This window comes from Bradyrhizobium sp. LA2.1 (genome assembly GCF_040547725.1).
Lineage (GTDB): Bacteria > Pseudomonadota > Alphaproteobacteria > Rhizobiales > Xanthobacteraceae > Bradyrhizobium > Bradyrhizobium barranii.
In genome coordinates this window covers 370,018-389,491 of sequence record NZ_JBEPQI010000001.1, presented here as the reverse complement: position 1 = coordinate 389,491, position 19,474 = coordinate 370,018, and the positions used below count along the sequence as shown (strand labels likewise).

Genomic DNA, 19,474 nt, shown 5'->3' with positions numbered 1-19,474 from the left:
CCTTTAGGCACTGGCCCGGCCGCCCGAAGCGGCGAGGATGGCATCGATGATGGGTTCGTACCCGGTGCAGCGGCAGATGTTGCCGGAGATCGCCTCGACGACCTCGGCGCGGCTAGGCTGCGGATTGCGATCGAGCAGCGCCTTTGCGGCCATCAGCATGCCCGGCGTGCAATAGCCGCATTGGGCGGCAAAACTGTCGGCGAAGGCGCGCTGGAGCGGATGCAGGTTCGGGCCCTGCTTGAGGCCGTCGAGCGTCTCCACCGATCGGCCGGCGACGGTCTCCGCCAGCGTCAGGCAGGACAGGTGCAGCTCGCCGTCGATCAGCACACTGCAGGTGCCACAGCCGCCCTGGCCGCAGCCGAATTTCGGCGTCATATCGCCGATCAGTTCGCGCAGAGCCACCAGCAGATTGGTGCCGCCATCGACGAAGATCGCGACGTCGCGGCCGTTATGACGAAATTGCAGGGCGGTCTTGGCCATGACGAGCTATTCCTGACCCGAGAGGAGACGGCGCAGATGTACGCCGGCGATCTCGCGGCGATACCAGGCGCTGCCGAGCGCGTTGTCGAAGGGTGAGGTGCCCTCGGTGACGGCGGACGCCGCGGCCCCGATGGTCGCGGCATCCAGCGAACGTCCCTCGAGCACACGCTCGGCGGCGCGTGCCCGAATCTGGGTCGGCGCCATCGAGCCGAGCGCGATCCGTGCCCCGGCGATCCGTCCGCCGCTGATCGGCAGATGAGCTGCGAGCGTAATGACGGAGCCGCCCTTTGGCTTGATACGGGCGACCTTGTGATAGCGGAAGGCGTCCGCGCTCGCCGGCCGTGCGCAGGACACCGAGAGCACCAGCGTGCCGGCCTGCCGCTCGCGCGACTGCAAGAACTCTTCGATGGCGATGTCGCGCGTGCCAAAGCCGCCCTGCACGGCGACGGTGGCATCGAGCGCAAGCAGCGCCACCGTGAAGTCGCCATAGGGACTTGGCGCGAACAGGTTGCCCCCGACCGTGCCCATGTTGCGCACCGCGGGTCCGCCGATCGAGCGGGCAGGGGCGTGCAGGAAGCCGAGGTCGCGCTCGGCGAGGATTTTTGCGAAGGTGATGCCGGCCCCGAGCGTCACGCGCGGGCCCGACGCGTCGATCCGGGTCAGGGCTTGGTCGCTGGCGCGGATGACGGTCGAGACGGAGACGTCACCTTCGTTCAGCGCCCGCATCACCAGCGTGCCGCCGCCAAGATAGCGTGCGCCGCGATCTGCCGACAGCGCGCCAGCCGCTTCGCTGGTGCTGGCAAAAGTCTTCACTGTCACGGCCATTGCTATGCCGCCTCCTTCAGGTGCCGGCGGATTGCCTCGAAGCCGGCTTGATAGATGTCTTCCGCGACCATGTGGACGATGCGATCGCGGTCCTCCGGCCGGGTGCTGAAGCGCGACTCCCAGTGCCAGAAGGTGCGGTCGCCGTCGGTCACCGGCAGCAGGCGGACATGCGCCACGTAGTTGAACATCGGCACCGGCGTATCGAGCAGGCAGTAGCTGAAGGTCTGCTCGAGATCGGAGAGCGCCAGCAATTGCTCGCGCAGCTCAGACCCGTCCTGCAGCTTGAAGCGCCTGACACAGCCGATCTTGTCAGGGGAGTGCGCGCGCTCGATCGTGGAGCTCGCCACCGCCGGATGCCAGCGATCGTGTCCGTTGAAATCGCGCAGCACGTTCCACACCGCATCGGTCGGCGCATCCAGGATCGTGCTCTTGACGATATGCGGCACGGAGCTCACCCTCCGAACTGGCGCTTGAGGGCGTCGAAGCCGCCCTGGAATACGCCGCCGCCGATATTGCCGACGAGCTCCGCTTCCCGTTCGGGTGCGCAGTCGAACTCGGCGGTCCATTCCATGAAGGTCTGGTCGCCGTCGGTGACCGGCGTCAGCCGCAACGTCGCGACGTAGTTCTCGACGCCCATGGGGGATTCCAGGATCGAATAGGTGCAGAACATGTCGTAGTCGGAAAGGCCGAGCAGCTTCTCGCGGATGCGGTCGCCGTTGCGCAGGCGGAAATCCCTGACACAGCCGATCTTGTCCGAGGGCTCGCCGCCCTCGATACGGCTTTCCGCGATCGCGGGATGCCAGTTCGGCATGCCGTTGAAGTCGCGCACCCGCGCCCAGACGCGATCGTTGCGCGCATTGACGACGGTTGAGACATAGACGCGGGCCATGATGCGACCTCAGCTCTTCTTCCGGGGGCTGCGCTCCGCGGGCGGCTCGCCCTCGGTGGAAGGCGAGGGAGCCGCAGCCGGCTTCTCGCTGCCTCCGCCTCCACCGCCGCCCTTGCGGGCGGACTCCTTGATGCCTTGCATGTCGCGGGCCTCGCGGATCAGGCCCGGCATCTTGGCGAGGCTGCCGCCCTCGACGCCGATATCCGCCAGAAGCGAATCGATGAGCGGCGCCTGGACGCGGTAGCGCAGCGCCGAGTCGATCACCTCGTCGGTGGCGCTGCGGCCGCCATTGCCGCCATGGCCGTTGCCGTTGAGGCCGTCGACCTGGAGGATGCGGATGCCCTCGATCTTCTCCATCGGCTTGACGCTCTCGCGCACGATGCCTTCGATGCGGTCGAGCAGCTTTCTGCGGAACAGCGAGTAGCGAGCCTGGTCGGTCAGCACGTTCTCGGCCTCGTTGAGCAGCCGCTGCGCCTCGGCCTCGACCGCCGCGCGCACGCGTTCGGCTTCGGCGGCAATTCGGGTCTCCTCGGCCTGCTTCTCGGCGATCACGATTTCCACGCTCTTGCGACGCCTGGCGATCTCGTTTTCACGTGCGGTGATGACGCGCTCGGTGGCCTCCGTCGCATGTATCCGCGCTTCCTCGGCCGAGGCCCGGGCGGCGGATTCTTCCAGCGACTTCAGGTGGATCGCGATCGCCTTCTCCATCAGAACGGTCTCGACCTCCTTCTCGCGATTGACTTCGAGCTTCCGCAACTCGCGCTCACGGCCGATGCGGGCCTCATCCAGGCCGCGGTCGGAGGCAATGCGGGCGCGCTCGACCTCCTCGCGCGCGGCAATCTCGGCTTCCTGGAGCGACTGGACGCGGGCGACCTCGAGTTGCTCGATCGAGCGGCGGCGTTCGATCCGCGCCGACTCCAGCGCCTGCTCGCGCGAGACGTCGGTGGTCTCGACGTCCTTGCGTGCGACGATCTCGGCCTGCTTGACCTGGCGGTCGGCGTCGATGCGTTCCGAGCGCTTGGTCGAGAGCGCGATGACGCGATCCTCGTCCGCGATCTCGATTGCCTTCTTCTGCTCGATATTGAGCACTTCGCGCTTCTTGGACGAATTGATCCGCTCGGACTCCAGCGCGAGATCGACGCCGATGCGCTGGCGCTCGATTACGTCGCGACGCTTGAGGTCGGCTGCCTCGACTACGGCGGTCCGCTCGATCTCCAGCGCCTTGGTCTCCCTGTCGGCCTGGATCCGCTCGGCCGCGATCGCCTTCTCCTGCGCGATGCGCGCGGCCTCGATCGCTTCGCGGGAGGCGATATCGGCTTCCTCGACGGCGCGGTTGCGGGCGATCTCGAGCGAACGAACTCGCTCCTCCTGGGCGATACGGGTGGCTTCCGTCGCCTCGCGTGCCGTGATTCCCGCGACGTCGAGTGCCTGGTTCCGCTCGATCTCCAATTGCCGCGTGTTCTGCTCGGCGGCGATGCGCTCGGCGGCAAGCGTCCGCTCGCGGGCGATGCGCGCGGCCTCGACCGCGCGCTGGGCCTCGATCTCGGCCTCCTGGATCGTGCGCACCTGCTGAATCTCAAGTGCGCGGGTGCGCTCGTCTGACGCGATGCGCTCGACATTGACAATCAGGGTCTGGGCGATGCGGGCCTTTTCGGTCGCTTCGCGGGCGGCGATCTCGGCTTCGTCCACGGCGCGGGTCCGCTCGATCTCGCGGCGCCGTGTCTCTTCTTCATTGGCAATGCGGGCGTCGGTCACCACCCGGTCCTGCTGGATACGCGCTTTCTCGATCGCCTCGCGGGCGGCGATCTCGGCTTCCTCGATCGTGCGCATCCGCTCGATTTCGCGCTGGCGCACCTCGCGCTCCGAGGCGATGCGGCTGGTGTCGATCGAGCGCTGGTTGGCGATCCGGGTCTTCTCGACCTCCTCGCGGGCGAGCAGTTCCTTCTCCTCGATGGTGCGGGTGCGCTCGATCTCCCGCTGGCGCGTTTCGCGCTCCGACGCGATACGGGCTTCCGCGATCGCCTGGTCGTTGGCGATGCGTGCCTTCTCGATGGTCTCCCGCGCGGAAATCTGCGCCTGCTCGGCCTCGGTCTCGCGCAGGGCCCGCTCACGCGCGACCTCGGTGCGTTGCAGGGCGCGGCGCATCTCGATGTCACGCTCCTGCTCGAGGCGCGCCGTCTCGCTTTCGCGCTCGATCTCGAGGGCCTGTCGCTCGGCCTCCAGATTGCGGGAGCGGATCTTGATCATCGAATCCTGCTCGATGTCGTTGCGCAGCTTGCGCTTGGCCTCGATGTCCTCCATCAGGCGTGTCAGACCTTCGGCGTCGAAGCGGTTCGAGGGATTGAAGAATTCGAGATCGGTCTGGTCGAGATCGGTGATCGCAACGGATTCCAGCTCGAGTCCGTTCTGAGCGAGGGCCTCAGCCGCGTTCGCCTTGACGCGGGCCACATACTCGCCGCGCTGCTCGTGCATCTGCTCCAGGGTCATCTCCGAGGCAATCGAACGGATCGCGGAGATGAATTTGCCGGCGAGGAGGGCGTGGAGCTTCTCTGGCTCCATGGTGCGGCGGCCGAGCGTGGCGGCGGCGATGGACACGGCTTCGCGGGTCGCCTGAACGCGGACATAGAAGTCAGCCTCGATGTCGACGCGCATGCGGTCACGGGTGATCACGGCGTCCTGCCGGGAGCGCACGATGCCCATCGGCTGCACGTTCATGTTGACGGGTGTGTAGTCGTGGATGAAGGGCAGCACGAAGGCGCCGCCGTTGATCACGACGCGCTCGCCAAGCAGGCCGGTCCGGACGAATGAGGTCTCCTTGGAGGAGCGATGGTAGAGCCAGTTCACGATGTAGACGCCGACCACGATCACCACGATGGCGACGATCAGCCAGAGGATCAATTCACCGACCAGAGTCCCTGACATATTTCCCTCCCTCGACCTTCCGGCGTTATCGCGCGCCGATCGCCTTGAATTTGCGTACCTGATCCGTCAGCGCCCGCTCGACCGGCAGCCGCTCCATCGAGGAGGCGCCGTAAAAGCCGTGGCAGTAGCGGGTGTTCTTCATGATGAAATCAGCGTCGTCCGGATCGGCGATCGGTCCGCCGTGGGCGAGCACCAGAATGTCCGGATTGACGCTGAGCGCGGCGGAGGCCCAGGTGTCGATGCGCGCTGGGCAATCCTTGAGCTTGGGCGCGGTCTGCGCGCCGATGGTGCCCCCGGTCGTGAGGCCGAGGTGACAGACGATGATATCCGCGCCCGCGATCGCCATCGCGGCGGCTTCCTTCTCGGTAAAGACGTAGGGCGTCGTCAGCAGGTCCTTCTCGCGCGCCTTGGCGATCATGTCGATCTCGAGCGCGTAGGACATGCCGGTCTCTTCGAGATTGGCGCGGAACACGCCGTCGATCAGGCCGACGGTCGGAAAGTTCTGCACGCCGGCGAAACCGAGCGCCTTCAACTGGTCCAGGAAAACGTCCATGTCGCGGAACGGATCCGTGCCATTGACGCCAGCGAGCACTGGCGTTTTGGTCACGACGGGCAGCACTTCGCCGGCCATCTCCAGCACGATGGCGTTGGCGTCGCCATAAGCCATCAATCCTGCGAGCGAGCCGCGGCCGGCCATGCGATAGCGGCCGGAATTGTAGATGACGATGAGATCGACGCCACCGGCTTCCTCGCACTTGGCCGACAGGCCGGTGCCGGCGCCGCCGCCGATGATGGGCTCGCCGCGCTTTGCCATGTCGCGGAAGCGTTTCAACAGTTCTGCGCGTTCAAACCGGGCCATCGGTCACCTCGCTAGTCTCCGGCGCGCCCCGGTGCGGCCGAACAAGGTCCGGAACGCGCTGACAATGATGGAGGCGAACTCGGGATCGTTGATGTTCTTGGGGACGCGGATGAGCTGACGGTTGGCGGTCTGCCGCACGTTCCGCTCCAGCGCACGGAACAACGCCGCGTCGGCATCGGGATCCCAGAACGGCTGTCCTCGTGTATCGAGCGCGGAGACGCCGCCCTCGGGCAGGAAGAAGCGCACCGGGCCGTCCATCTGGTTGAGCCGATCGGCGATCCAGCGGCCCATGCGTTCGTTTTCCTCGGCCGTGGTCCGCATCAGGGTGACCTGGGGGTTGTGGACGTGGAATTTGCGGCCGCGGTAGCGCTCCGGAATGGTGTCCGGGGCGCCGAAATTCACCATGTCGAGCGCGCCCACCGAGCCGACGTAAGGCAGGCGGCCGCGGATGATCGCACCAAAGCGATCGTCGGTTGCCGGGAACACGCCACCCATCAGGAGATCGCAGATTTCCGTGGTGGTGAGATCGATGACGCCGGCGATCTGCCCGGAATCGACGAGCTTCTCCATTGAGCGGCCGCCAACGCCGGTGGCGTGGAATACGAGGCATTCGAAATCCTCGCGCAGGTCGGCCGCGATCTTCTGCACCGCCGGCGTGGTGACGCCGAACATGGTGATGCCGACCGACGGCAATCCGCCGTCGCCGCGATCCTTCCGCGTGTGCTGATCGAGGCGCGCCCTGACCATGCCGGCCAGCGCATGGGCGCCATTGGCGAGCACGGCACGCGAGATCGAGTTGAGGCCCTGCACGTCGGTGACCGAATGCATCATGGTGATGTCGGCGGGGCCGACATAGGGTCCGACGTCGCCGGAGGCGACGGAGGAGATGATCAGCTTGGGCACCCCGACGGGGAGGGTCCGCATCCCCGGCGCGACCAGTGACGCTGCGCCCGAGCCGCCCGCCGAAATCACGCCGGCAATATTGCTCTGGCGTCGCAGCCAGCTGGCGAAGGCCTCGGCCATCGCGGTGACGGCGGCGCCGCGGTCGGGTCCGAACACCGCCGATCCGCCGCGCCCATGGTTCAAGGCGATCTCCTGGGCCGAGACGTCGCTGGTTGCGTGCCGGCCGCTGGTGGAGACATCGACCAGTCGCGTGCGCAGGCCGCTCCCGGCGATGATGTCGCGGATGAAGCGAAGCTCCGTGCCCTTGGTGTCGAGCGTGCCGACGACGAGCACGACCGGGGGTCCCTGCGTTTGCGCCGCGACCGGCTCGCGCCGGCGCCGGGCGGTCTCGTCGAGACGCGCCACCTGTGTCGAGAGCGTGCGGGCGGCGGCCTCGATGCGGGCGATCGGGACCGGCTGCGACCAGCGGGTGGGCGGTGTCGGGTTGGAGATGTAGACACGGATCGGGCCGCCTGGACGGGACGGCTGCGGTGCGGCCTTCGCCCCGGTGCCTGCCGCCGGCATGTCGACGGCGGGCTCGAGCTCGGCGTGGAGGCCGACGCCGAGCAGGCGCTGCTGCAACCCCCGGTCCGCGGCAAGGCGCGCGGAATCGATGATGCGGTTGATGCGGCCGTTGACCATGATCGCGACGTTGCGCGACACGGCTGTGGCCACACCGATGTTCTGTTCGATCACGAGCACGGACATGTCGCCGTCCTCGCCAAGCCGTACCAGCATCTCCTCGACCTGGGCGACAATGACGGGCGCAAGCCCCTCGGTCGGCTCGTCCATGATCAGGAGCTGCGGATTGGTGAGCAGCGCGCGGGAGATCGCCAGCATCTGCTGCTCGCCGCCGGAGAGCTGGCCGCCGCCATGATCCTTGCGCTCGGCCAATCGCGGAAAGGTCTCGTAGATGCGCTCGACCGTCCAAGCCCCGCGCCGCAGGCCCGCGGCAAGCTGCAGATGCTCGTCGACGCTGAGCGAGCGCCACAGCCGCCGGCCCTGCGGCACGTAGCCGACGCCAAGCCGGGCTATGTGGGCGGGCGGCCGCCGGGTGATGTCGTCGCCGCGGACGCGGATCGAGCCGCCGCTGACCGGCACCAGCCCCATGATCGCCTTGCACAGCGTGGTCTTGCCCATGCCGTTGCGACCGACCACCGAGAATACGCCGGCTTCGAGCGTCAGGTCCACGCCCTGCAGCGCATGCGAATGCCCGTAGTAGACGTCGAGGCCGCGGACCTCGAGCGCGGCGGCGGAGCGGCGAGCCTCATTCATGGCCGCCTCCGAGGTAAAGCTCCTGCACCTCGGGATCGGACTCGATCTCCTGCGGCAGGCCTTCCTTGAAGATGCGCCCGTTGTGCATCATCGTGACGCTCTCGACGACGCGTAGCGCCACGTCCATGTCGTGCTCGATGATGATGTAGCCGATATGCGCCGGCAGCGAGGTCAGGATCTCGACCAGCTCGGCACGCTCGGTCGGAGACAGCCCCGCGGCCGGCTCGTCGAGCAACACGAAGCGCGGCGCGCCGGCGAGCGCCAGTGCGATCTCGAGCTGGCGCTGCTGGCCATGCGCAAGCTCCGCGACGCGCTGGTCCTTCACGCCTGTGAGATGGACAGCCTGCACGAGATTGTCGGCCGCGCTCATCAGCGCGTCGTTCTGTCCGGGGCGCAGGAACGAGAAGCGCCCGCGCGAGACGCCGCGGCAGGCGAGGTAGACGTTGTCCTGGACGGTGAGGCCAGGAAAGAGCGCGGAGATCTGGTAGGTTCGGCGCAGGCCGCGGCGGATGCGCTCGTAGGGCGGGAAGTGGGTGACGTCCTCGCCGAAGAACCGGATGGTGCCGGAGGAGGGCGGGAAATCGCCGGTGATGCAGTTGAACAGGGTGGTTTTTCCGGCACCGTTCGAGCCGAGCACCGCGCGCCGCTCGCCGGGGCGCACGGTAATGGTGACGTCGGTGAGCGCAGCCAGCGCGCCGAACAGGCGCGTCACGCCGCGAAGCTCCAGCGCCGCGCCGGCGCCGACGGCTGAGAGGCGTTGCGCGACGCTATCCATGACCGGATCCTTGACCAGATCCTCGGCCGTGACGTTCGCTTGAACGGGCCGCGCCGGATCGCTGGCGCTGTCGCCAGCTCTGCCAGAGCCCGATTACGCCGTCCGAGGACCAGAAGACGATGGCGAGGAAACCGAGGCCGATCAGCAGCCGGAAGCGGTTGCCGTCGAGCCCGAGCTTGACCAGGAAGTCGAGCGCGAAGGTGCGTAGCAGCACGAAGATCAGCGCGCCGATGAAGGGGCCGATGGGACGCGTGATGCCGCCGACGACGGCGATGATGAGGATATCGATGCAGGCGCCGACGCTGACGGATCCCGGCGAGATCTGCCGGTAGTTCCAGACCTGGAGCACGCCGGCCAGCGCCGCGACAAAGGACGCGAAGGCGTAGGCGGCGACGCGGTGCGCATTGACGTTAAAGCCCAGCGCCGCCATGCGGCGGGGATTGTCGCGTACACCCTGCAGCGCCAGGCCGAATGGTGCGCGGGATATGTATTCGACGGCGAAGTAGCACAGCGCGGCAACCGCGAGCACGATATAGTAGAAGGGAATGTCGGCGCGCCAGTTGACGCCCCAGAAATGCGGCGTGGCGACGGTGTTGATGCCGGTATGGCCGTTGAAGATCGCCCAGTTCTGATTGGTGAAGTAATAGAACGCCGCGCCGATCGCGAGCGTGATCATGATGGTGTAGATGCCCTCGGTGCGCACCGCCAGCGCGCCGCCAAGCGTGCCGAACAGGGTCGCGAGCGCGAGCGCCATCGGGACTGCGAGCCACCACGGCCAACCCAGGCTGATATTGGCATTGCCGCTGACGCCGAACACCGCGACCATATAGGCGGAGAAGCCTGCGATGGTGAGCTGCATCAGGCTGACCATGCCGCCGTAGCCGGCGAGGAACATCAGGCTCAGCGCCATGATGCCGAGAATCAGCGTGGTGGCAAAGATCTCGATCAGGAAGAAGCCGTTGGCGATCAGCGGCATGATCAGGAGAATGGCCGCGACAATCCAGGCTGCAGGATTGTTGATCTCCGGCCATCCGCGCAAGGTGGGGCGCTGCGCCGCTGCGGCAGGACGAACGGTGACGCGGGCGTCGTGGGCGAGCGACATCTCAGCGCCTCGCCAACAGGCCTTGCGGCCGGACTGCCAGGACCAGCACCATGATCAGGAAGGTCACGACGATGGCGTAGGTCGGGATGTAGACCGAACCGAGCTGTTCGGCGAGGCCGATGATCAGCGCGCCGAGCGCGGCACCGGGGATCGAGCCCATGCCGCCGACGATGACGACGACGAGCGAGGCAAGCAGGAAGCGGATGTCTTCGCCGGGCGAGAGTGACTGGAAGGTGCCCCCGACGACGCCGGCGATGCCGGCAAGCCCGGCGCCGAGCGCAAAGACCAGCACGAAGACGAGCTGGATCCGCACTCCGGTCGCGGCCAGGATGTCGCGATCGTCGACACCGGCGCGGATGATCATGCCGATGCGTGTGCGGTTGAGCGCCAGCCACATCGCCAGGCCGATCACGACGGACGCGGCGAAGATCACCAGCCGGACCAGGGGATAGCGGAGATAGACCGGTTCGCCCGAGGATTTCACCGCAGTGACCAGCGGCAGCTCGATCGGGCCGATCAGCCAGTTCGGTGTCTGGATCTGATAGAAGTCGCCGCCGCAAGCCCACAGCATGAGATCGGCGAAAACGATCGAGAGACCGATCGTCACCATGGTCTGCCGCAAGTCCTGGCCCTCCATGCGGCGGAAGACGATGAGCTGAAGCAGGACGCCGACCAGCGCCGTCAGGATGAAGGCGACGATGAAGCTGAGGAGCCAGGAGCCGGTCGAGGCGCTAATGGCGTAGCCGACATAGCCGCCGAACAAATACAGCGAGCCGTGCGCGAGGTTGACGTTGCGCATCAGGCCGAAGATCAAGGTGAAACCGCTGGCGACCAGGAAGTAGAGGCCGCCGAGCGTGATGCCGTTGAACACGGCGTTCAGGAAGACCCGCTTGCGGCCGATCGCCTCTTCAAGTCCGGGCGGCCACACCGCCAAGGTCAGCCACAATGCAAGCGCGATCGCGATGATCACGATCAGGGCCCAGGCCGGATGACGTTCGACGAAGCGTGTCATGTCAACCGCCTCATCCCGGCCTCGCGCTCCCGCAAGCGGGAAGAGGGAGCGATCAGGCCGCCTCGACCTCGCCCTGCCTCATGTTTTGAACGCTGGTCGAACAGCCTTGCGTAGGCTGCGTACCTCGCCATGGACGTGCGTCCTCCCGGACTTGCGATCCTCTTTTCGGGATCGCGTTCCGACCATCTTAGCGAGGGCACAAGGGGAGCGTTTGATCGTCAGTATCTTTTCGCGCGCGGTCAGGCCCGCAAAACCTTGGCGGCGCGGCGGTAATCGGTCGGCGCCATCCCCACATTGGCGGTGAAGAAGCGTGTGAAGCCGCTTTGCGAGGAGAAGCCGAGGTCGAAGCCGATGTCGGCGATCGGTGCTTCGCCGGCGACAAGGGCTTCCAGCGCCTGTTCCATGATCAGGGTGTTGAGGTAGAGATGCGGCGTGACGCCGGTCTGGGTGCGGAATAACCGGTAGAAATGCGGTCGCGACAGGCCGGATTCGCGCGCGATCGTGTCGAGCTCCATTTCGGCGCCCGGACTTTCCGACATCAGCTTGATGCATTTGCGCACGCGGAAGTCGGTGACGGCGCCGGCCGTGCGTGCGTCACGGGCGATCTCGGCCTGCTGCCAACTTTCGTCGTAGCAGATGTCGATCAGCCGCCGCAGCTCGGCATCGAGGCTGGAGAGTGACGGTGCGCCGCACACAAGCGCTGCGGTTCGTCTGATGTGCTTGTCGAGTGCGACCGTGCGCTTGAACTGGGTGCGGCCGAAACGCAGGCGGTCGGCACCGGGCGCGTCGGGCGCGAACCATTCCGGATTGACGTAGAGCACGAAGAAGATCGCGCCACCGTCGAGATCGGACGGCAGGAAATTGTGAGGCTCCCAGGGATTGACCGCAACGATGGAGCTTTCCGTAAGGTCGTAGTGCCCGTTACAGACGTCGATGCATGCGGACTGGCCGCCAACATGGAAGATCAGATGACCTTCGCGATGTGCGTGCACGTTGAAGGGGCGGTTCAACTGATAGACCGTCGCCCGACCGAACCGGCCGTGAAAGACGGCAAGCGCCCGGCTCATGCCTTCCCTCCTGAATGTTCTTGTCTTTTCAGTCAGCGTTCAACAACCGGGGCGAGATTGCAAGAACGCAAGATATCGCGCCTGCAAATCGCTCCCGGTTGCCGGAGAGCATGCGAAACGAGCGACGGTGAATGCGTCAGTACTTCTTACATTCCGGGACCGTACGGCTCGGCAGTCCGATCTTGGCGAACACCGCCGGATCGTAACCGAGCGTCTGGTTCACGTTCGGGATCACCTTCACGACCTTGCTGAACAGCGCGCCCTTGCCGTCATCGACGACCTCGGTGACGAAGTTGGTGCCAATCGCCTGGCGGTTGGCGTCAAGCTTGATCTTGCCGTTCGGTGCGTCGATCTCGATCTTGGCCAGCGCCTCCTTGTATTTGGCCTGGTTATTGGAAAGATCGCCATTGACCTCGCGGAGCGCGAGGATCAGCGCCATAGTCGAGCCGTAGTAGTTGGTCGCAAGAAGCGACGGGCTCGGGAAGCGCTTGTTGGGCGGAAACGCGTCCTGATACGCCTTCACGAACTTCTGCCAGCCCGGATCCTCCCAAGTGTCGGCTTGGCCGCTCGCCGCGATGGTGCCGACCAGCGCATTCTTGGCGTTGCCTTTGGACGAGAGGATGGTCTGGTCGATCATGATGGAACCGCCCATCAGATGCGCCTTGCCGCCGGCCTGCTGGTATTGGTTCAGGAAGTTGACGGCGTCGGCGCCGCCGAGGCCGAGATAGATCGCATCGACATCATCGGGCAGCGCCGCGATGACGGAGGCGAAATCCTTGGTGCCGAGCGGCACCCATTGCCGGTTGGTGACCTGGCCGCCGGCGCCGCAGAATTCGAGCACAAGGCCGAACACCTGCGTATAGATGAAGGAATAGTCTTCGCCGACGGTCGCGATCTTGCGATACTTCTTGTCCTCATAGGCGTATTTGCCGAGGCCGACCTGCCACTGCGCGCCGTCCATGTTGTAGCGGAAGAAGTTCGGAGCGGGATCGACATAGGTCGTCTCCTGCGCGCCGGAGGCGGCGTTGATGAAAGTCAGCTCCGGATGCGTCTTGGCGAAGTTCTTGACCGCGATGCCCTCGTCGCCCGAGAGCGGCGACAACAGGATCTGCACCTTGTCCTGCTCGATCAGCTTGCGCACGGCGCGCACCGCGGAATCCGGCGTCGCGTCGGTCGAAGCAACGATGAATTCAAGCTCTTTGTCGCCGACCTTCTTGCCAAGCACATTGAGCGCCGTCTGGTGGCCGCGCATGCCGTCCTCGCCGAGCACCGTGTAGGTGCCTTCCAGCGTTGCGGTGACGCCGACCTTGATCTTTTCCTGGGCGATTGCCGCGCCTGAAAGGAAAAGGCTGCTTAGCGCGATCAGTCCCACACTGCATTTCAACATTTCATTCCTCCCTCTATGGCCAAATTTTTCGCTGAATTGGCGCGGCGCCGTGGCTCCCGAAAGGCGCCCGGCTGTTGAACGAAGGCTAACCGAAGTCGGATGCAGTGCACGTATGGGCGCATCGTGCGGCTTGACGGGCAGTCTCATTTTGAATGTTGCGGCGCAATTGGCTTCGCGGTGCAATAGGCGGCCGGCTTGCCCAATTTGCAGGGCGGTGCGTGAGCGGCACGATCCTCCGCTTGATCCGTGCACGGAGCCTGATCAGCACAGGCCTGGTCCGGTTCAAATCCCCAAGGGAATCTGGGCGGGAACAGCCCCCCGACGGCAGGATCCAGCTTGAATTTGCCGACAGGGTGCCACGGACCGCGGCCGGCCGGGCCCTGATCCCGCCGCCGCTATTCAACCTAGGGTGAATTTGCTCCGGATTTCCATTACCATCTGGTGGAAATGAATCACCATACGGCCTCTCACGATCCCGTTCTTGTGGCGCTGTCGATCCTGATCGCCGCGCTCGCCTCCTACACAGCGCTCGACCTCGCGACCCGGATGCGCGCCGCGTCCGGGCGGGCTCGTCCGGCTTGGCTTGCAGCCGCGGCCACCGCCATGGGCGGCGGCATTTGGTCCATGCATTTCGTCGGCATGCTGGCCTTCAGGCTGCCCGGGGTCGAGATCTCCTACGATCCATTCCTCACCTTTCTATCGCTTGTCGTCCCCATTGTTGTCGCGGCCGCGGCCTTTGCCGTGGTCGGAAGACGCCCGCAGGCGCTCCTGGTGTCCGGCCTGGCGATGGGGCTTGGCATATCCGGCATGCACTATACGGGCATGGGCGCGATGAGAATGGCGGCGTCCGTCGCGTACGATCCTCGGTGGGTCGTGCTCTCGGTCGTGATCGCGATGTGCGCTTCGGTCGTGGCGCTCTCGCTCGCCTTTCGCAAGACAAATGCGACGCAGCGGCTGTTCGCCGGACTTGTCATGGGTCTCGCCATCTCCGGCATGCATTACGCGGCTATGGAAGGTGCCTCGTTCGTGCCTGCGAACACCATGGCGGGACACGCTGGACATTTCGTGGGTCGGGCGCCGCTGGCATTTCTGCTCGCCGGCGCCACCATCCTGATCCTGAGCTTCGGGATTGCCGCTGCCGTCTACGATCGGGCCTCGGCGGAGCGCGCCCAACGCGAGGCCAGCGCGCTGAGGCGAAGTGAAGAACGCTTTCGGCTCCTGGTGGAGGGCATCGCCGATCACGCCATGTTCATGATCGAGCCGAATGGGTCCGTGGGAAACTGGAATCTCGGCGCGCGCCGGCTGATGGGTTATAGCGACGACATCGTCGGGACCAGCTACGCGATCCTTCATACCGACGAAGACCGCGCGTCCGGGGCGCCAGCACGTGCTCTCCTTGAGGCGGAGCGGTACGGCAAGTCAGCAGTGGAAGCCTGGCGTGTGCGCCGGGACGGCAGCCGTTTCTGGGCAGAGGCAACCCTGGTCGCGGTACGGAACGAAAGCGGCTTGATCACTGGGTTTGCGAAGATCGTGCGCGACATCAGCGAGAGGAGGCGGGCACAGGAAGCGCTGGATCGGGCACGCGAAGCGCTGACGCTGTCGCAGAAAATGGAGACCATCGGTCAACTTACCGGCGGCGTCGCCCACGATTTTAACAACCTGCTCGCCGCCGTTCTCGGCAGCCTTGAGCTTCTGAAAAAAACGCCTGCAAACAGACGATCCGAAGATACAGCGTCTCGTGGACAACGCGATGCAAGGCGCGCAGCGGGGCGCTCTGCTAACCCAGCGCTTGCTCGCCTTCGCTCGCAAACAGGATCTCAAGCCGGCTGTCGTCGATATCGCCGCACTGGTGCGGGGCATGGCGTCACTGCTGAAATTCGAGGCGGGCGTCCGTATCGACACGCTCTTTCCGCTGGACCTGCCAAATGTAAAGATTGACGCCAACCAGCTCGAATTGGCCATCCTCAATCTCGCGGTAAACGCGCGTGATGCGATGCCGGCCGGCGGCCTGATAACCATCTCCGCCAGAGACGAGCAGCACGAAGCTGGCGCTCCCCGCTACGTCGCGCTCTCGGTAAGCGACACCGGCTGCGGCATGGACGAGGAAACGCTCAAGCACGCTCAGGAGCCGTTCTTTACGACGAAGGGCATCGGCAAAGGCACCGGGCTCGGACTATCGATGGTTCACGGCCTCGCCGAGCAGTCCGGCGGCAGGCTCGTGTTGAAGAGCCGCCTTGGGGTGGGCACGACGGCCGAGATCTGGCTGCCGGTAGCAGAGGAGAAGGCCGCGTTGCCAGCGCCACGCGCGGAGTCCCCGGCACCCATGCTTCGCGCCGACCGCCGGCTTTCTGTGCTTCTGGTCGACGACGATCCTCTCGTGCTGGAGAATACGGCGGCAATGCTGGAGGATCTCGGGCATGCGGTGGTCGAGGCACGCTCGGGCGAAGAGGCACTGGATCTCCTCCGCCGCACGCAGGCCATCGAACTCGTCGTCACCGACTATGCGATGCCGGTCATGACCGGCCTGCAGCTTGCTGAAGCCGTGGTCGTGGAGCGTCCCGGTACGGTCATCCTCCTGAGCACCGGGTATGCGGAGCTTCCCATCGACGCGCGTTCCAATCTGCGCCGCCTGTCGAAGCCGTTCGATCAGGCTGCCCTTGAGAAGGCCATCGAGGGAGCGATGCGAGAGCGGGAGAGCGCGAGATCTGTCGTCGCCTGACGGTGTCGGGCTGACGGCCGCCGATCGGCGCCGCCAGCACATTTGCCTCCAGCTCGCCGGCGAACCAATATGATCGCGTGGAGCCACCAGGTCGTGTTTCGACCGGAGAGAATAACGGCGCCTCAGCGACGAGAGATTGCCGCTGTCCCGGTGAAAGAATGCCGGTGCTCGGAAACCGTGTTGCCGATTCGATAAAGGACCAAATTCAAGTCAGCGTCGCGCGCGGATTCACAACCGTGTACCCCCTCAAAGTACGCGCGTGTATTCTCGTTGCGCGTCCACCTGAGTTGCCGTCGTACGCCATCCAAACGTCGCCCCCGATGTGCTGCTCGAGGACGAAAACGTGCCCGCGTCTTGCCGCGACCATTCCTGGTGCCGGCGACGTACGCGGAAATCTCAGCCAGTTCGCCGCGAGATTCAATTCCGGAACGATGCGACCAAACAGGCGCAGGGCTGCGGCACAACCGCAGAATGAGGAGGGGCAGCCCGCGGGGCGGCCGCCAACGATCCGAGTGCTGACGGGACTATCAGACGCCGCAATATTTGTATTGGCGACGACGGAGAGTTGTTTGGTTCGGTGTATCTGCAATGAGTCTCGCACCTCTCTTCGCTGGTTCGGGATTTGCGCGTAGTTCGAGAAGTCGCATGGCATGGTGACGTTGCATTCAGAGGCGTGCTGCATGCGATAGGGTCGTGCATCGGAATTGAGCGAGGTGATCACAACGAGGCAGCACGCAGAAATAACTTGCTTGAGCATCGCAGGCTCCGGGATTGATGGATCCTGCCCCGAGCAACGAGCAACTAACAAAGATTGGCTGAAATGGGTCAAAAGAGCGGCCCAATGCTGGATCAGGGGCCGGCTATACTTCTGGAGTAACTCAAAACGCGTCGTTGAAGAGCGCCTTTTGCCGCAAGTGAGCCGTGAACACTGCGCCCGATTCACGTGTCGATCACGGCCACGTAGTCCACGTGAAGAGTAATTGGTCCCTTCGATCCGTCCAGAATGACGCGGAGGCTCTTCGGATAGTATCCGGCCCCAACCACGGTCCCGGTCTTTCCAGATAAGCGAGGACCGGCTGCCGGCTTTACCTGAATTCGTGAACCCGGCGGAAACTTGAGGTTCGTTTGGGCCGACCCTGACATGACGTCCTCGGCAGCAAATGAGCTGATTCTACTCGAAAAATCGCCAGCGCGCGGCACCGCGAACGGGTGGGACAAATTCGATGCGCGCGCGCTATCAAAAAGAGCTCTCCAGCCACGGTGCTAAAGAGCGGCAAGGCAACCCAGCGCCTAATACTTCCGCGATTCGCAATTGCCCCCGCAAACGAGCTCGCCTTTGGTGCTAAAATACCGGCTCACAGGAGCGCTGATCCGCTTGGATTTTCTCTCTATTTGCGCCACGCCCTTTACTGAACAACGGAAACGCTTCGATGAGAACATCCGTCATCGGAGGTAATCCACGGACATCAATCCGGTTTGCTGCCTGCTACCAGCATTGAACAATTTCGTCGGCGTTGTGCCAGATTCAACATTGATCTTCTCGGCCTCGATTGGCCGCATATCGTTGAATCGTCTTTCAAAACGAGTTCTCCCGCGAATCGGGCGGTCAGCGCTGGCGCGTTGTTGTGCAAACTTTCAGCACAATAATCCCTTGGTTACGCCCAATGGAACGGAGATTCCTGCCTCAAACGTAAACATACGTTCACCTCGGTGGGACGCACGATCGGTTGTCGGGCGCTCGGACCTACAGGTCACTGGGGGCTTTCAACACAGACAGGGGAATATCATTGGCAACATTACACTACGCTGCGGGCGGGGGTCTGGACTCGCAAGGTAACTTCGCACCAGCTGAAGCTGGCTTTAATCTCGCAGATGTCCAGTATGTCGACCAGGTGAATGCACTGCCCGACGGTGTGCAGGGTCTGGTCTGGCTCGATCAGTACCACGGCGTGACTCAGGACTTTATCGACCAGGTGACGCCGTTCCTCAACAATCCGAAAGTGTTCGGCTTCTACCTTGTGGATGAGCCTGATCTGACCGGTCAGTGGGGACCGCAAGCCGACCCCGCGGATCTGAAGGCTGAATCCGACTGGATTCATCAGCACGATCCCGGGGCCAAGACGTTCACCGTCCTGATGAACACTGGATCATCGGACGATCCGAACTACATGAACAGCTACAACCAGGCGAACACCCACATCGACTACTTCGGTCTCGATTGGTATCCGGTGTGGACGGACCGTCCGAACGTCGACCTCAGCACGATCGACAAGTACGTCTCTGCCGCTGAGCAAGCCGGAATCCCGCTCGACTCCATCGTTCCGGTTTATCAGGCGTTCGGCGGCGGCGGCTGGTCCACCGAAACCGGCAGCAAGGTCGCTGTGCCGACTGCCGCGCAAGAGCAGGCAATGATCGATCATTGGGCGGACCTCGTTCCCAATCCGGCCTTTGACTATGCTTACGCGTGGGGATCGCAGAATGGCGACACTGCGCTCGAGAATTTGCCGGCACTGCAGCAGGTGTTCCTTGCGCACAATACGAGCCATGGCACGGGGGGCGCGACCGCTCCGCCTGTTACCGATCCCGTTACCGATCCGGTGACCGACACGCCGCCGCCGGTGGACGCTGGCGGTAGCACCGGCACGGACGGCAGCACGCCGCCGGTTGACAACGCTGGCGGTAGCACCGGCACGGGCGGCAACACGCCGCCGGTTGCGGACGGTGGCGGTAGCACCGGCACGGACGGCTCCACGCCGCCGGTTGCCGATGCTGGCGGTAGCACCGGAGGCACCCCTCCCGTGTCGGGCTCGGACGGAACGACTGATCCGTCAACCGGCGGTTCGACGGATACTGGCGGCTGGGGTGGTCATCACGGCGGCGGCGGCGGCTGGTGGGGCGGTTCGTCCTGGCAGGCGGGCAACGGCGGTGGCGGGCACAACCACAACGGTGGTGGGCTCGATTTCTCGCAGTGGCTCAATAATGCCAGCACGTCGTCCGCATCCGGAGATCATTCCTGGTGGCGGGGTCACACTGCGACGTCGAACACGACTGCGGATGCCGATTCTGGGCAGACGGATACGCCGGACACAGGCTCGTTTGTAGCGCATCTGGCTGATTGGATGTCTCACCACAACAACGATCATCACGGGTGGCACTCGTAAGCTCGTAGGTCGTCTACATCGACAAGGACATGCGCGCGGTGCGCTGCGCGCATGTCCAC

14 protein-coding genes and 1 pseudogene are annotated in these 19,474 nt (G+C 64.7%); 2 read left to right on the top strand and 13 right to left on the bottom strand.

Annotated features, from left to right (window positions below):
* Positions 1-3 precede the first annotated feature (3 nt).
* The 12 genes from ABIB95_RS01645 to ABIB95_RS01590 form a co-directional block, all read right to left on the bottom strand.
* Complete coding sequence (locus ABIB95_RS01645) at positions 4-480, bottom strand: (2Fe-2S)-binding protein (RefSeq protein ID WP_247308884.1); 477 nt, start codon at positions 478-480, stop codon at positions 4-6.
* 6 nt (positions 481-486) lie between these two features.
* Positions 487-1,305 (bottom strand): FAD binding domain-containing protein, encoded by an 819-nt coding sequence (locus ABIB95_RS01640; protein WP_354237674.1) that lies wholly within the window; start codon positions 1,303-1,305, stop codon positions 487-489.
* A gap of 2 nt (positions 1,306-1,307) precedes the next feature.
* Positions 1,308-1,751: an SRPBCC family protein gene (locus ABIB95_RS01635; protein ID WP_354237673.1), complete on the bottom strand. Its 444-nt coding sequence runs from the start codon at positions 1,749-1,751 to the stop codon at positions 1,308-1,310.
* 5 nt (positions 1,752-1,756) lie between these two features.
* On the bottom strand, positions 1,757-2,194 hold the full coding sequence (locus tag ABIB95_RS01630) for an SRPBCC family protein (RefSeq protein ID WP_014496426.1): 438 nt from the start codon (positions 2,192-2,194) through the stop codon (positions 1,757-1,759).
* A gap of 9 nt (positions 2,195-2,203) precedes the next feature.
* Complete coding sequence (locus tag ABIB95_RS01625; RefSeq protein ID WP_354237672.1) at positions 2,204-5,116, bottom strand: flotillin family protein; 2,913 nt, start codon at positions 5,114-5,116, stop codon at positions 2,204-2,206.
* Between the two features lie 25 nt (positions 5,117-5,141).
* On the bottom strand, positions 5,142-5,975 hold the full coding sequence (locus tag ABIB95_RS01620; protein ID WP_063984343.1) for a phosphoenolpyruvate hydrolase family protein: 834 nt from the start codon (positions 5,973-5,975) through the stop codon (positions 5,142-5,144).
* A 3-nt stretch (positions 5,976-5,978) separates the two neighbouring features.
* Positions 5,979-8,192 carry an ABC transporter permease gene (locus tag ABIB95_RS01615; protein ID WP_354237671.1) on the bottom strand — a complete coding sequence of 738 codons (2,214 nt, stop codon included), beginning with the start codon at positions 8,190-8,192 and terminating at the stop codon, positions 5,979-5,981.
* Positions 8,185-8,967, bottom strand: a complete 783-nt coding sequence (locus tag ABIB95_RS01610; RefSeq protein ID WP_354237670.1) for an ABC transporter ATP-binding protein — start codon at positions 8,965-8,967, stop codon at positions 8,185-8,187. The genes ABIB95_RS01615 and ABIB95_RS01610 overlap by 8 nt, the downstream gene beginning before the upstream one ends.
* On the bottom strand, positions 8,960-10,069 hold the full coding sequence (locus tag ABIB95_RS01605; protein ID WP_071915372.1) for a branched-chain amino acid ABC transporter permease: 1,110 nt from the start codon (positions 10,067-10,069) through the stop codon (positions 8,960-8,962). Before ABIB95_RS01605 ends, ABIB95_RS01610 begins: the two co-directional genes overlap by 8 nt.
* Position 10,070: 1 nt before the next feature.
* The gene (locus ABIB95_RS01600; RefSeq protein WP_063984340.1) at positions 10,071-11,081 is read right to left on the bottom strand and encodes a branched-chain amino acid ABC transporter permease; all 1,011 of its coding nucleotides are present in this window, start codon (positions 11,079-11,081) and stop codon (positions 10,071-10,073) included.
* Positions 11,082-11,320: 239 nt separating this feature from the next.
* Positions 11,321-12,148, bottom strand: a complete 828-nt coding sequence (locus tag ABIB95_RS01595; RefSeq protein ID WP_071915370.1) for a helix-turn-helix domain-containing protein — start codon at positions 12,146-12,148, stop codon at positions 11,321-11,323.
* A 136-nt stretch (positions 12,149-12,284) separates the two neighbouring features.
* Positions 12,285-13,535, bottom strand: coding sequence for an ABC transporter substrate-binding protein (locus ABIB95_RS01590; RefSeq protein ID WP_166351801.1), 1,251 nt, complete (start codon positions 13,533-13,535; stop codon positions 12,285-12,287).
* 447 nt (positions 13,536-13,982) lie between these two features.
* Here ABIB95_RS01590 and ABIB95_RS47355 point away from each other — a divergent pair.
* A pseudogene (locus ABIB95_RS47355) lies at positions 13,983-16,254 on the top strand (MHYT domain-containing protein).
* A 205-nt stretch (positions 16,255-16,459) separates the two neighbouring features.
* Here ABIB95_RS47355 and ABIB95_RS01575 read toward each other — a convergent pair.
* Positions 16,460-17,011 (bottom strand): hypothetical protein, encoded by a 552-nt coding sequence (locus ABIB95_RS01575; RefSeq protein ID WP_354237667.1) that lies wholly within the window; start codon positions 17,009-17,011, stop codon positions 16,460-16,462.
* Between the two features lie 1,030 nt (positions 17,012-18,041).
* Here ABIB95_RS01575 and ABIB95_RS01570 point away from each other — a divergent pair.
* Complete coding sequence (locus tag ABIB95_RS01570; protein WP_354237666.1) at positions 18,042-19,415, top strand: RodZ family helix-turn-helix domain-containing protein; 1,374 nt, start codon at positions 18,042-18,044, stop codon at positions 19,413-19,415.
* The last annotated feature ends 59 nt before the right edge of the window (positions 19,416-19,474 follow it).